The organism is Treponema berlinense (assembly GCF_900167025.1).
Lineage (GTDB): Bacteria > Spirochaetota > Spirochaetia > Treponematales > Treponemataceae > Treponema_D > Treponema_D berlinense.
The window spans coordinates 204,542-218,791 of sequence record NZ_FUXC01000002.1; the positions used below are offsets into that span (position 1 = coordinate 204,542).

A 14,250-nucleotide genomic window follows, 5' to 3' on the forward strand; every position below is an offset into this window, starting at 1 on the left:
GCGTGTTTCAATTAAGGCGGTTTTTTAAATTCCAAAGCACATTCTGTGTACCGCGTCCCGTCTTTCATGGTTTTATTCCTCCGCTTCGCTTTGGAACGGCTTTGCCGCCATTACAGCCGGGGCTAAGATTTTTTGTTCAGTAAAAAATCGCTGCCCGCGCCCTTTTATTCGCCTTTTTTTTCCAGTTCGGAAGGAGAAACGAGCTTTCCCTTAAAAAGCATTTTTGGATAAACTTTTAGGCCGAGTTTTTTTTCAAGCCGGGCAAATTGATTCATTTCGTATTCGTCGCCGATTACAATGTTTATTCCTGTTTTTCCTGCACGTGCTGTGCGTCCTGCCCTGTGTACAAAAAAATCTTCGTTTGAAGGCATATCCATCTGTATTATGTGGCTTATTTCCGGAATATCAAGCCCGCGGCTTGCCAGGTCGCTTGTTATGAGAATTTTTATTTTTCCGCTTCTAAACCTGTCTATCATAGATTTTCTTGCGACTTTGTCGGTTTTTGCATGCAGACCAAAACATTCGATTCCCTTAAAATTCAGTTTTGAGACAATGTTTTCTACCTGGTCGAGTTTTCCTGTAAAAACAAGGCATTTTGACGGTTTTTCAGCTAAAATAACTTTTCGGAGCGTGTCGATTTTGTCGCGCCGTTCTGAAAAAATCGCAAGGTGAGTAATTCTTTTTCTTAAAACGTCTTCCGGCGGCAAAAAAAGAGTCTCAACTTCGTGTTCTAAGCTTCCGTCGCTCTTTATTTTTGTTCCTGCAAGCAGTTTTTGTGTTGGTTTTGTGATTGTCGCGCTTGCTGCAATCAGCTGGACGTGTTTTTTTGGCGAATTTAAAAGAGCCATCGTAAAATCGCGCAGTTCAGGCGCAATAAGCCGGTCTACTTCGTCAAGTACAACTGCATCGAGGTTTTCGAGCTTTAATTTTTTCAGGTTAAAAAGTTCCAGAAGTCTTGCCGGAGTTCCTATTATAACGGCAGGTTTTTCTTTTAAATTTTCAACCTGTCTTTTTATCGGCGCGCCACCGATTAAAAGCGTTGTTTTTATTTCGCTTATGTTTTTAATCTGGGTTTTAATCTGGCTTGCAAGTTCGAAAGTTGGAGCTACAACCATAAGTTTTATATTTTTTTGCGGATTATCCTCGGATTCGATTTTTGTCAAAAGCGGCAGAACGTAAGCGTATGTTTTTCCAGTTCCGGTTTCGCTCTGAAAAAGCAGAGATTTTCCTTCTGCAATAACCGGAATCGCCTGAGCCTGAACGGCAGTTGGTTCTGTAATTTGGTTTTCTTCGAGTTTTTTTATTAAATTTTCTGAAATTTTCAATGAATTAAATGTTGTTTTTTCTGACATACAAAAACTATAGCACGTAAAAAAAATGTTTGCTATAATCAAAGGAATATGAAAATCGGAATTGACAGTTTTGGCTGTGGACATGGAAAATCTGGAATTGGTTCTTATCTTTCTTCTTTATCATCCCAGTTAAAAAACTCTGCTGACTGTACTTTTGAGATTTTTGGCTCGGAAATAGACCGCTACACTTACGGAGCGGAAAACGGGCTTTCCTATTCTTCTGTAAAACTTCCAAACAGCCATTTTTACGAAACTCTGTGGCACTACGGCTGTTCAAATATTTTTGCAAGGTATCACAAATACGATGCGGTTTTGTATGCTGCTGGCGCGCGCTATATTCCTCTTTTTTGCACGGTTCCAGGAGTTGCTGTCGTTTATGACGTCCTTTCAGAGCTTTACGAAGACGAAATTTTAAAAAATCACACAAAAAGAATTCTCCTCGGCTTAAAAAATGCTTCAAAGGTTATTGCGGCGAGTCATTTTATCCGGAAAGATTTGATAAAACTTGGTGTTCCGGAAGAAAAAATCACTGTAATCTACAATGGAATCAACCATTCGGAATTTTACCCGCGTGAACTTCTTTCGCCGTCTCTTCTGGACATTAAACCGTTTGCAATAAAAAGACCGTATTTTATTTATCCTTCGCAAATTTCTTCTTCTTCAAAAAAACATGTTGAGCTAATAAAGGCTTTTTCGCTTTTTAAAGAAAAAACTCATTTGGAACATCGTCTGGTTTTGACCGGAAGCGAAGGAAAAGCTATTGAATCCGTAAAAAAGGCAATTTTGGAATCAAAATTTCATCAAGATATTTTTATTACAGGATTTTTTCCGCACGAAAGTTTTCCGCTTTTGTATTCTGCGAGCGAAGGCTGTATTTTTCCTTCGATAAACGAGGGAGTAGGCTTGCCTGTGCTTGAGGCCTTGGCTTCTGGAGTGCCTGTGGCCTGTTCAACTGGCGGTTCTTTGCCGGAAATTGCCGGAGACAATGCGGTTTATTTTGACAGCGACAATATCGAACAGATGGCAGACGCAATCGAAAAAATTGCGGTGGAATCAAATTTGCGCAAAAAACTAAAAGAAGGCGGACTTGAATGGACAAAACGTTTTAGCTGGGACAAAACCGCCGAAAAAACAATTGACGTTCTAAAAGGCGTCTGTAAAAAGTAAATTTAAAAACAAAAATTACAATTGATAAACAAAAGACTGTCCGTTTGGACAGTCTTTTGTGTTTTAACGATTATTCTTCAACCGCAACACCGTGGTGTTTTTTCTGGAAGCGTTTGAGCATTGCTACTCCGTTGCGTTTTCCGTTGTAAACGTATCCGCCGTCCCAATATTCGAGGGCGGCAAAGAGCGCGTTACCACCGTCCTGATCATCTGATTTTTTTGTACGGAAAGAAACGTATTTTGCAAGTTCTTCAAAGTTGTGTGTCTGAAGACATTCGATACGTTTTTTGTTGAATTCATTCCATTTTTCGAGATCTTTAAAGCCTTCGCCTTCGTCTTTTACGATAAGATGCGCATGTGTCGGGCTGAATGAGTACCATACGCGTACTTTTTTGTTTATATCGCAGTTGTTTCCGTGCTTTACCGCATTTTTGATAACTTCAGAAATCTGCTGCTCAAGAAGGTTGATTTCCTTGATTTCGAGAGGAGCCGACTGAACGATTAAAAGCGTAAAGTAGCGAATCTGACGAAAATCTGAAGGAAATTCTTTATATAGCATGTTTGTTGTATCAAACAACGGGTCGTTGTCATCTGAGCGCAATAGTTTGTACTGATCTTCCATTTTTTTACTCCGTTTTAATCTTATTTTTTGGGTTATTCGTTTACCATAAGAAGTGCTTCTTCGATGCTGTTTGCAATAGGGAAGTAGCCCATGAGTTTTGTGAGTTCAATAACTTTTTTTACTGAACCATGAATATTAGAGATGGCAAGCTTGAGGTTCATCTTTTTGATTGTTGAGCAGATGTAAATCAACGCGCCAATTCCAGACGAGTCGATGTAGTCAACCTGTTCAAGATTTATGATGAAACTTTTTACATTCTTTTCAAGCATTTTCATAACTAATTCTTTTAATTTATAAGAATTGTAAAGATCCATTTCTCCATTTACGTCGATGATATAAACTTCACCATTTTTCCGAATCTTCAGTTCCATAAGAAAAACTCCTTTTTTATTCTACTGAATTTTAACTGCCAGCAACGTTTGATCGTCGTGTAATAATTCCGAACCGACAAACTTTTTCATGTCTGCCTTTACCAGGTCTGCTATCTGCTTACCTGATGACTTGCTGTTTGTTTTTACAATATTTAAAAGACGGTTGAGCGAATACTGTTTGCCGGAAGCATCCAAAGCTTCTACCAAACCGTCAGTATATGTAATTATAATATCACCCGGCGAAACTGTAAACTGAATATCTTTGTAAGATGTCGTTTTTTCAACGCCCAGAGGTTCAGAAGCGAGAGATTTGCGCTCGATCGTCTGATTTTGTGCATTATAAAGGAAGACCGGAGTTGTTCCTGCCGAAGAAAACTGAACAGTCTTTTTTGCGTCATTGTAGTTTATGAGGGCGACAGAAGCAAAGTGTTCAAAATTTATTTCACCGCAAATTTCCCGGTTTGCAAGACTTAAAATTGTTCCGGCAGGCTGAGGCGTATTTACAAGAAGGCGAATCATTGAGCGGAGCATTGACATAACAAGGAAAGAATTTGTTCCTTTTCCGGCTACGTCCATAAGAATAACAGATGTGCGGTCTTGACGAACAGAAAGAACGTCAAAAGCATCTGAGCATACGCCTTCTGTGTGCATTGTAAACGAACCAAATGAGAGCCCCTGCAAAGGCGGAAGTTTTTTTGGAAGAAGAACATTCTGCAAATTTTCTGCAATTTTGCTTTCTTTTGAGATTTCGTTTTTTTCGTTATAAACCTGAAAACTGATTGTTGTTTTTAAGGCTGATTCTGCAAATCCTGCAAGAGTAAGCGCCCAGTCAAATTCTTTCTGGGTAAATTTTTTGCCTGGATTTTTTGAAAGGGCGATAAGTCCAATTACAATACCGCGTCCTCTCAAACGGATTGGAATAAAGATAAAACTTCCGAGTTTTAAGAAATCTTCAGGACCGTTTTCTGTAATGCGCGGATCGTCTTTTGGAGAGTTGATGATTTCCGGTTTGCCGGAAGATGCGATTTCTCCAAAGATATTGTCACGGAGAGCGAAGGTTGCAAATTTAAAACTCGTTGAAACACGAAGTTCTTTGTGAGGAAGTTCTGCTGGAAGTTTGTAAGGCGGCGGAAAAACGCCCAAAAATGATTTTACGTTGATAGAATCTTCAAAATCGTCAACCATAAGGACTGCGCCACCGTCAGCGTTTGTAATTTCCATACAGGTTTTGTTTATCGAGTCCAAAAGATTCTGCATTCCTTCTTTGCTTCCGAAAGAATCCGAAGCGAGGATTACAAAAGAACGTCCTTTTTCGATAAGGTTTACTTCGTCAGGTTTTATGTCTTCGACTATGATTTCCGGTTTTTTGATTTCTTCGTCAACAGGTTCTTCTGAGACTTCTTTTTTTGGTTTGCCGAATGCGAGCATTACGAGATAAGGAATAAAAACCGCTGTCGCAAGAATCAGTAAAAATACAAAATTTGAAATTCCCGGATTAAAAATCGTATAAATACAGTCAAAAATCAGTATAAGCACCGATAAAAAAGAAAGATAGCTTACTTTTGCTGTTTTTCGTGTTTTTATTACTGCCAAAAAAATAAAAAGGATTGTTGCCAGGATGGCTGTTCCTAAAAGGGGAAGGTAGGCAATTGCATCTGAGTTGAACAATTTAGGCTCTCCATTTTTGTTATGTTTTTATAAAGAATTGTAATGCTGCTATTTTTTCACGTCAAGATAAAGATTTTGCCGAAAACGTTAAAAATACAGTTTTTATGGACAATTTTTTTTAGAGCTGCTCTTTTTCGATTTTCTTTTTCAATAGAATTTTTTTTATTCTGTTTAAAAGCCGGCGCCAAAAACTTTTTCCGAATTTTGAAGTATATGCGGTTGCCGCATCGTCAATTGTAAAATCGTTTCCGAATTTTGTTTTGATTTCGTCCCAGTATTTTATTATATAAACGTACATGTCGCTTTTTGTGCGGCCTTTAAAATATTTTAAGACGTGATGTCTGTCGATTACTCGTATGACAGGAAGATAGACCGTTCTAAACCACGAAAGAATAGCCTGATCCATGCCGATTTCTTCCGTTTTGTTCATGTTGATGTAATATTTGTGCGTCAAAATGTGGTTGTAAATTACGTCGTATTGTCCTGGAACTGAAAAATCCAAAACCCAGTAATCCGTAACATCGCCAAATCCTGTTTCAGAATAAAAAACTCTTTTTTCGTAGCTTATTACCTGTTTTGTAATTTTTTGAAGAGAATCTTTCGGGTTAAGGTGGATTTCGCTCTGAAGGCTTACAACTTCCGCATCGATAAATTCAACTCCCTTTGCCTTTGCTACTGACACTCTGTGGTTGCCGTCGCGCACAAAATAAAGTCCGCCGAGCTCATAAAGCGTGATTGGCGGAAGGTTTATGTCTTTTATGTGCGCCATGTCTATGTGTTCCCAACGGGTTTTTAAGTGCATTTTTTTTGGAAAAAAACGGTTGTCAAAATCCTGATACCTGGATTCGCTTCCTACTATAAGCTTTACAGGAACTGTTTTCATGCCAAGATAAGTTTCGTTTCCGGGCTTGAGCATTTTTTTTATGTCGGAAAATGAAATCAGCGTGGTTTCTTCCGGATTTAAAAAATGCTGGATTTCGTTAAAGAGAGCTTTGTTTCTTGCTTTTGCAAAATCTTCGCTTGTTTCTGAAGAAAGAAGGTTTTCAGACATTTGACTCTCCTATTGCATTTTCTGGGGAAGTAAAAAGATTTAAAACTATGTGGCTGTACGCATTTATTACAAGGGTTTCTGCCTTTCCGCTGCTTTTTACGGCTGTAATACGCTGGTCGTTTGCGTCGTAAAGGTGAATGTGTCCGTGGATTAAATACGATGGAGCGAATTTTTTTATGAACCAGTTAAAGCATTCAAAACCGCGGTGGCAAGGATCTTCCTTGTCGTGAATATGCCGCGGAGAAGCGTGTGTTAAAAAAATGTCCAGATATTTGCCGTAACGGATTTTGTTCCATAAAAGACCTGGAACCATTTTTAAAAGCGCGATTTTCATCTGCCGTTCAGTGTACTGGTTTAAGCCGTTGTTGTAGCGCATTGAGCCGGAAACTCCGGAAATGAGCAGAGGCCGGATTTTGTGCGTTTTTGAATCTTCTATAAGAAGATGCTTGTCGCGCAAATTCTTAAAACCTGCGTAAGTCGCTCCAAAACTGCCTTTCATGTCGAGAATGCTTATTTCCTGGCGAAGTGTCGGATGCGCTCCTTTGTGGGCTTTTTTTTGTTTGTGATAATATCTGAATTCGGTAAGATTGTGGTTTCCGAAGATAAAAAAAGCCGGTTTGTTGAGGGTTGAAACGATAAAATCAATGTAATCAGAAGGCAAATCGCCTGCGCACAAAATTGCATCGACAGAGGCAAAACGTTCTTTTGCGAGGGAACTGTAAACGAGAGGGTCGATCTGATCAGAAACGCAGAGTATTTTCATGGAACTAAATGCCGGCTTTTGAAAGAATGTTTTCGAGTTTTTCTTTGCCGATTAGTTCAATCGGGCGGTTTTCTGCGAACCCTGTCGCCGAGCTTGTAAAGCCGGAAGAAGTGCAGATTATTGCCTTTGAACAGTTCACTTCCTTTGACTGGTCGAGAAATTTTCTGATTACGGAATCTTCGATTGCGTCGGTGTCGCGGCTAAAAATAAGAAGATAAAGCTGCTTGCGGACGTTCATCCAGTCGTCTGCTTTTTGTTCTGTGCATGTCATTACACAGCCCCACTTTTTGGATTCGACTTTTTGAACAGCCATTGAAAAACCTGCCATTGCCGCTTTTTTGCAGATTTCGATAAATTCTTCCTGGGAGCAGGTTAAATATTCTTTCATTGCGTCGTTTGACTGCAAATCCTTGTATTCTGAAAGTTTTGCAGAAACATCGCGGAATGAATGGTTGTGCTTATAGATAATCTGCCACTGCTCGATTGCTTTGTCGATGTCGCGGTTGCGCTCATAGCAGGAAGCAAGAAAGTATCTTGAATACAGTGTTTCCTGAGAATTTTCGTCTTTAGAAGCCTTTACTGCGCGGTCAAATTCGGAGAGCGCGTTGTCTAAGGAATTTGCCATCATATAGCACGAGCCGCGCTCCAAAAGAGCACGCTGGCGATATTCAGGGTCGCGGAGCGCTTTTTCAAACGCGTTTACAGCTCCTGGATAATCCTTGTTTTCTTTTAAGATTTTTCCAAGATAATAATATGAAGAATAAGTTTCCGGGCTAAGGCTTATTGCAAGGTCGATTTCTTTTTTTGCTTCTGCAAACTGTTTTGAGCGGAAAAGCAAAAGTCCCATTGCCGCGTGGGCCTTTACGTGCCGGCGGTTAAACTGAATTGTCTTCTGGTAAAAACCGAGAGCCATGTCCGCGCGGTTTTTTTGTTCGTAGATTTTTCCGCAGTTATAATAGTTTTCTGCGTTTGAAGGATCTATTTTTGTAAGAAGTAAAAATTCCTTTAAGGCTTCTTCCGGCTGGTTGAATTTTAAATAAAGCTGTGAAAGCTGTTTGCGGAAATCTTTTTCCGGAATTTTTGAGTCGAAAATTGCATTTTGTGCAACGAATTTGTATTCCATTAAGGCGAGCTCGTTTTTTTTGTCCGCAAGATACGCTCTTCCAAGATAGTAATGTGTTAAATAATCGCGCGGATCTTTTGCAAGCATTGCTTTTGCGATTTTTTCGGCGGCGGAATACTTTCCGTTTTTTATGAGTTTTTTAATTGAGTCGAGTTTTTTTGGTTGCACGAGAGATTTTATTACGGCAACTGCAAGGAAGGTTACACCTACAAGAAGTATTGCAATTATTACAAGCTGAATCGGATTGTCCATGTTTCTTAGGCTCCATAAAAATGTATACTTTTGTTTTTCTAAAAGAACAGAATAAACTTTTGGCGTGGATATGTCAAACTTGGAAAAACGCAGTACAAAAATACTTACGCCGGATGCGAAGGGCGCAAGTTGCCGAAGGCAATGAGCGAAAGCGGAACCCGAAGCAGCCGGTTTTTGAGTTTTTTGCCATGCCGACAAAAAAACTGGGCTTTTAAAGTTTATTGGCGTCCGTCTTAACCTCTTAATTTATGGAAAATTTAAGCCGATATCTTGGTTATGAAAAAAATTTTTTGTTTGATTTTGATTTGTTTTTGTCCTCTTTTTGTTTTTTCCCAGGCGAAGAAAAATCTTGCCGCAAAAAAAAATGCGGCTTCCAAAAACTCGAAGGAAACTGTCAAAAAAGAAGAAATTGTCACGGTTTTTAACGAGGACTATGAAACCGGCGAAAAACTTTTTGGATTGAACAAGCCTGCGGAAGCGATTCCGTATTTTGAAAAATGTGTTGAGCTTGAAAATATAAACCCGAACGTGTGGATTCATTTGGGAGTTGCGTATTATCAAACCGGAGATTTTACACGTTCTCTTGCATGCTGCACCCGCGGTCTGACAAAGGAAAATACCGATCATAAAATTCTTGCCTATAATGCCGGAAATTCTGCATACGCGCTGACAAACTATGCGAGGGCGGACGCTTGTTATGCGATTGCAATTCGCGAAGATGAAAATTTTGGACCTGCATATTTGAATAGGGCGAATGCGCAGTTGAAGCAGGATCATCTGCAGGACGCAAAACAAAATTACGAAAAATATCTTGAGCTTGAACCGAAATCTAGCCAAAGACCGGAGATTGAAAGGCTGATTTCTCTTCTCGATGAAGAAATTGCAAGGCGTGCAAAGGAAAAACCTGAGCTTATCGACCTTGATTTTGCAAATGTAAAAAATGATGAGGTTATTGTTGAGCAGAAAGAAAAGGTTGATTACGAGCTTCCGGAAGAAAAAGTTGAAGATGACGAAAAAGACGAGGAGCTTGTCCGTTTTGAAATTGTAAAGGCGCCTCCGCTTCCGCAAAAAGAAGATGAGATTGTCGAAAACGAAACAGAAGCGGAAGAACCGTTGAAGGTTGTGCCGGAAGATGAGCCTGTCGAAATTGCGTTTGGCGGGGAAGAGCCGGTTGTGGAAGCTGTTGAAAAGAACGTTGCGACTGCTCCTGTTCTTGTTCCTGAAAAGGCTGAAACTGAAAAAATGGAAGAGGCTGTTGCTGTTCAAGATGAAAAAAAGGAATTCTTTGGTCAGGAAAATCTTGCCGACGCACTTTACAGCCTTCCTGCCGGTGTTGTAACTCTAAAGGCCTTAAATGCAAGTTTTTCTCCTAACAGTCCTAATTCAAGACAGCAGAAGCAGATTTTTAATGTTAGCGCGACCGACAAAAATAAAATCGAAACTTATGTCCTTGAAATTACAGATGAATACGGAAATACCGTAAAAACTATAAAAGGCAAAAAACTTCCTGACAAAATTGAATGGGACGGAAAAACGGATTCTGGCCGGTTGGCCGACGGAAGGTTTTCTGCAAAAATTTCTGTCAATTACAGAAATAATGGAAGCGTAGACGCGGAAGGAAATTCGTTCAGCTGCTTTAGCAATGTTCCTCAGATTACCCTTGTTCCTGAAAGCGACAGTTTTTCTCCAGACGGCGACGGAATTGATGATAAGCTCAGCTTTAAAGTTTCGTCTGAAAGCGAAGCTCTTGTAAAAGACTGGAAATTTGAAGTTAAGATGAATAACCGCACAATTTACTCGAAGAGCGGAACTGGAACTCCTCCAGAGAATATCGAATGGGACGGAAAAACTAATTCGGGCGAAACTGTAAAAGACGGAAACAGTTTGAGTTACAAAATGTCTGTGACGGATGCGCTCGGAGTTTCTACCCAGGACAGCGGAAAAGTTGAGGTTACAAAGAGCAAAAAAGATCCTGTTGTTGCCAAAAGTGTTGAAATAAGCGAAAACCCTGACGGCACTGTAAACATTGCGATTCCGACTCTGTCTTTTAAAATCAACAGCTCGGAACTTGTAAATACCGAGCAGAATTCACAGACTCTCAAAAAAGTTTACGATATTCTGGTTGATGAAAAATACGAAGAATACAGGGTGACTATTACCGGCTATGTAAATCCTGATGGAGAAGAATGGACGACAGAAGAGCAGGTTCTTGCCCTTAACCGTGCAAAATCTGTCGAAAACAGGTTAAAAGGTCTTGGCGTTCCTGAAAACAGAATGGAAGCCAGATGCGGAGAAGGAAAGTCTGCGAATAAAGAATACAACCGCCGCGTTGAGTTTAAGTTAAGAAAATAAAAACTTGAACGGGCGAGAGGTGTATTGCCGGCAAGGCTTATCTTGTTCTTCTTACTCTGGCAAAAAGTTGTTCTTTTGTGAGCGTTGTCCAGACCGGGCGTCCGTGAGGGCAGTGCGGATCTGGAAGTTTTAGAGCCTGTCTTGCAAGTTCTTCGGCTGCGGCCCTGTCCAAAACATATCCGTCTTTGACTGCGGCCTTGCAGGCTGTCATTGCGGCGACAGAGTAGATTATGTCTTCCGGCTTTACGAGTTTATCGAGAAGTGCGCTTTGAAGATCATTTTGTGTGCCTTTCCATCTTGCCGGAACTTCTGAAAATTCAAAAATTCCTTCGCCTGCGTTTTTTCCTGTAAAACCTGCATTTTTTAGAAATGGAAGTGCGGCTTCAAGATATTTTTCTTCGGACTCGTCTTCTGTCGTTATTTTGTAAGGAATTAAAAGCGCCTGTGTTTCTGTTTTTCCTGAAAGAAGCTTGTTAAAAATTATCCGTTCGTGAGCCGCATGCTGGTCGATAAAATAAATTGTGTCCTGAACTTGAGCTACGAGAAAGCAGTTTAGAACGGTTCCGATGTAGCAAAAACCGTCTGAATCCGGCTTTGTAAACTGCGGAAATTCTGTTTTTTCGTAAAGCTTTGAGCTGGAGTTTTCGGAAATATGGTCATTTTTGTAAGAGTGGTTTTCGTAAAGCGTTTTTTGCGCGGTTTGAGTGCTGTCGTAATTAAAAAATCTTGAACGCAGGTCGCCGGCTGTTTTTTGAGGACCGGTTGAAATTGCAGGTTTTTCGTTTTTTTCTTGAACTTTTGAATTTTCTGAAAGAGCGAGGGCTGCAAGCGATGAGAAAAATTGTGTCTCGGAATTTTCATTCGTTTTTGAGTGGTTTTCCGAAACTTTTAATGAAGGCGAGGTTTCTCCAAAATCGAATCCCGGAACATTGTTCTGTTCTTCGTTGTCCTTGTCTTCAAAAATCTGGGAATTTTTGATTCCGTATGAGCGGAAATATTCTTTTACGGTTGAACTTACTCCGTGGTGAAGTGCGGAGCTGTCTCTAAATCGAACTTCTTTTTTTGCCGGATGAATGTTAAAGTCCACTGTCGAAGGATCAACTTCCGCAAAAAGCGCCGCCACCGGATGTGTTCCGTTCGGAAAAAATCCCTGGCATCCGTATTCAATCGCCTGCAAAAGCGAAAATTCCTGAACGCGCCTTCCGTTTATATAGATAAAAATTTGCCTGCGGTCGCTTCTGTAAACTGTTGGTTCGCCGATTACGAGTTTGAATTTCCATTCAGTTCCGCCGCAAGCCTTTAATTCTGCAAAATTTTCTGTTGATTCGTTTAATTCAAGCGCAGAAACAAATCTTTCTGTCAAAGTAACGTCTTTTGGTAAGTCAAGCCTTAGCGAATTGTCTGTTGTAAGGCGGAATGCGATGTCTGGACGCGGAAGAGCTTTTTCGACAAAAGTTTCGCGGCACAGCATGTTTTCGGATGAAGGACGTTTTAAAAATCTTCTGCGGGCAGGATAATTTTCAAAAAGCCCCTCGCTCATGACGATTGTTCCTTCTCCGTTTTGTACAAGAGGAATTTGTTCGAGAATGTGGTCTTCTAAAATGCTTGCCTTCATTCTCCAGTTTCCAGAAGAAATAGAAAGCCTGCTTACTGCGGCGATTGAAGCCAAAGCCTCGCCTCTAAAACCAAGAGTCGTTATGTTGTTTAAGTCGGCAGTGTCTACGATTTTGCTTGTCGCGTGCGGACGGGCACAGGCTGATAAATCTTCTTTTGTCATGCCCGAACCGTTGTCAGAAATTCTTATTTTTTCAATTCCGCCACCGGAAATTTCTACGGAAATTGAATCTGCTCCGCTGTCTACGGCATTGTCCATAAGTTCACGGACTATGGCGTTTGGACGGTCGATTACTTCTCCTGCGGCGATTTTTCTTGCAACGTCGGCGCTCAACTGTCTTACAGCTCTGCGCGTTTTTTTGTCCTGTGGCATTTTACTGCCTTAATCCCTGTACTGGCGCTCCTGCCGTACCGTTTTCTGCATCAGCGGCCGAAAAAAGATCCATTTGCGGCGGAATTTCTGTTCCTGCCGGATTTTTTTCTGCTTTTACAGGCTGGTTGGTCAAAATCTGGATTTTTCCTTCGATTTTGTCGAGAGCGGATTCGAGGGATTTTGCAAGTTTTATTCCTTCCTCAAAATCTTTAAGCGCGTCTTCGAGCGAAATATCCGTGCGTTTTATGTCGTTTGTGAGTGATTCAAGTTTTGCAAGGTTTTCTTCAAAAGTCATTTTTCATTCTCCTCGTATTTTTTTAGTCTACAGTTGCAAGAATTTTTCCTTCTGCCGGGTAGACTTCGATTTTTTCTCCGTTTTTTACGTCGGTTTGACTGCGTACAATTTTTCCGTCTGCGGTTTTTACCATTGAATATCCTCTGGCAAGAATCGTTTTTGGGCTCGCTCCTTCCAGAATTTGAACTGATTCACGTAAAAACTGCCGGAAATTTTTGATTTTTTCGTCAAAATTTGTTTGCAGCGCGTTTTTTGCATTTTCAAGCCGCATAAGGTAAGGCTGTTCGATTGTCCTGAACCGCATTTCCATCGAATCCGGGTTGAACGACTTTATCAAAAGCTTCATTTTTTCGACTTTTGCATTTATCAGGCTCAGCATTTCGTTTTGATAGCCATTTAAATCGTTTTTTATGTCAATCAGCTGGGGAACTGCAATTTCTGCCGCAGCCGAAGGCGTCGGAGCCCGGCAGTCGGCGGCATAATCGCAAAGAGCCCAGTCAATTTCGTGTCCGACAGCGCTTATCACAGGAATTTCGCTTTCGGCGACTGCGCGAACCACAGATTCTTCGCTAAAAGGAAGAAGGTCTTCTATCGAGCCACCGCCACGACCGACAATCAGCGTGTCTACCATTTTAAAATCATTCGCAGTTTGAATTTGCCGTACAATCGAAGGCGCCGCATCGTTTCCCTGAACAACCGCCGGAAAAACAATAACTTCTACAGCCGGATTCCTGCGTTTTGTAATCTGTAAAATGTCTCTCAGAGCAGCACCGGTCGGACTTGTCACAACGCCGATTTTTTTTGGAAAAAACGGAATTCTTTTTTTTCTGTCGGAATTAAAAAGACCTTCTGCCGCCAGGCGCATTTTTCGTTCTTCAAGAATTTGCAGTATATTTCCTTCTCCTGCAATTTCCATTTTAGAAATAATAATCTGGTAATTTCCTCTCGGAGCGTAAACCGAAATTGAACCTGTACAGCGGACTTTTATTCCGTCTTTTGGCACAAATTTCAGGGTAGCGGCTTTTCCCCGGAACATAACTGCGCTTATTTGAGAATTTTCGTCTTTTAATGTAAAATAAAGATGTCCGCTTGAATTTGGTCTGTAACCGGAAATTTCTCCTTCAAGGCTTATGTTTACAAAAGAAGATTCCAGCAATTCCTTGATAACCGAAGTTAAACTGGTTACTGAAAAAACTGTATCTGATGGAAAAAGTTGCGTTGTCATAATTTTTTTCCAATTTTATACA

Annotated in this window: 12 protein-coding genes; 2 read left to right on the plus strand and 10 right to left on the minus strand. The window is 40.6% G+C overall.

Features of this window, described 5'->3' with window-relative positions; genetic code table 11:
- Positions 1-164: 164 nt before the first annotated feature.
- Entirely contained in the window at positions 165-1,352 is a 1,188-nt protein-coding gene (locus B5D47_RS02785; protein ID WP_078930299.1) for a DEAD/DEAH box helicase, read from the minus strand.
- Positions 1,353-1,400: 48 nt separating this feature from the next.
- On the opposite strand from B5D47_RS02785, the gene B5D47_RS02790 reads away from it, so the two are divergent.
- The gene (locus tag B5D47_RS02790) at positions 1,401-2,519 is read left to right on the plus strand and encodes a glycosyltransferase family 4 protein (protein WP_078930300.1); all 1,119 of its coding nucleotides are present in this window, start codon (positions 1,401-1,403) and stop codon (positions 2,517-2,519) included.
- Positions 2,520-2,589: 70 nt separating this feature from the next.
- Here the strand turns inward: B5D47_RS02790 and B5D47_RS02795 are convergent, their stop codons facing one another.
- The 6 genes from B5D47_RS02795 to B5D47_RS02820 all read right to left on the minus strand — a co-directional run bounded on the left by B5D47_RS02795 (position 2,590) and on the right by B5D47_RS02820 (position 8,369).
- Positions 2,590-3,141: an ATP-binding protein gene (locus tag B5D47_RS02795; RefSeq protein ID WP_078930301.1), complete on the minus strand. Its 552-nt coding sequence runs from the start codon at positions 3,139-3,141 to the stop codon at positions 2,590-2,592.
- A 32-nt stretch (positions 3,142-3,173) separates the two neighbouring features.
- Entirely contained in the window at positions 3,174-3,512 is a 339-nt protein-coding gene (locus B5D47_RS02800) for an anti-sigma factor antagonist (protein WP_078930302.1), read from the minus strand.
- 21 nt (positions 3,513-3,533) lie between these two features.
- The gene (locus B5D47_RS02805; RefSeq protein ID WP_078930303.1) at positions 3,534-5,180 is read right to left on the minus strand and encodes a GAF domain-containing SpoIIE family protein phosphatase; all 1,647 of its coding nucleotides are present in this window, start codon (positions 5,178-5,180) and stop codon (positions 3,534-3,536) included.
- A gap of 118 nt (positions 5,181-5,298) precedes the next feature.
- The gene (locus tag B5D47_RS02810) at positions 5,299-6,231 is read right to left on the minus strand and encodes a transcriptional regulator (protein ID WP_078930304.1); all 933 of its coding nucleotides are present in this window, start codon (positions 6,229-6,231) and stop codon (positions 5,299-5,301) included.
- On the minus strand, positions 6,224-6,994 hold the full coding sequence (locus tag B5D47_RS02815) for a metallophosphoesterase (RefSeq protein ID WP_078930305.1): 771 nt from the start codon (positions 6,992-6,994) through the stop codon (positions 6,224-6,226). Before B5D47_RS02815 ends, B5D47_RS02810 begins: the two co-directional genes overlap by 8 nt.
- A gap of 4 nt (positions 6,995-6,998) precedes the next feature.
- Positions 6,999-8,369 carry a tetratricopeptide repeat protein gene (locus B5D47_RS02820; protein ID WP_078930306.1) on the minus strand — a complete coding sequence of 457 codons (1,371 nt, stop codon included), beginning with the start codon at positions 8,367-8,369 and terminating at the stop codon, positions 6,999-7,001.
- Between the two features lie 276 nt (positions 8,370-8,645).
- On the opposite strand from B5D47_RS02820, the gene B5D47_RS02830 reads away from it, so the two are divergent.
- On the plus strand, positions 8,646-10,721 hold the full coding sequence (locus B5D47_RS02830; protein WP_078930308.1) for a FlgD immunoglobulin-like domain containing protein: 2,076 nt from the start codon (positions 8,646-8,648) through the stop codon (positions 10,719-10,721).
- A gap of 37 nt (positions 10,722-10,758) precedes the next feature.
- On the opposite strand, the gene mutL is transcribed toward B5D47_RS02830, so the two are convergent.
- Genes mutL through xseA form a run of 3 tightly spaced genes read right to left on the minus strand, consistent with a single transcriptional unit; the run spans position 10,759 to position 14,228 of the window.
- A complete protein-coding gene (mutL, locus tag B5D47_RS02835; RefSeq protein ID WP_078930309.1) occupies positions 10,759-12,708 on the minus strand; it encodes a DNA mismatch repair endonuclease MutL in 1,950 nt (649 codons plus the stop codon).
- A gap of 1 nt (position 12,709) precedes the next feature.
- Complete coding sequence (gene xseB, locus B5D47_RS02840; protein WP_078930310.1) at positions 12,710-13,003, minus strand: exodeoxyribonuclease VII small subunit; 294 nt, start codon at positions 13,001-13,003, stop codon at positions 12,710-12,712.
- A 22-nt stretch (positions 13,004-13,025) separates the two neighbouring features.
- On the minus strand, positions 13,026-14,228 hold the full coding sequence (gene xseA / locus B5D47_RS02845) for an exodeoxyribonuclease VII large subunit (RefSeq protein WP_078930311.1): 1,203 nt from the start codon (positions 14,226-14,228) through the stop codon (positions 13,026-13,028).
- Between the last annotated feature and the right edge of the window lie 22 nt (positions 14,229-14,250).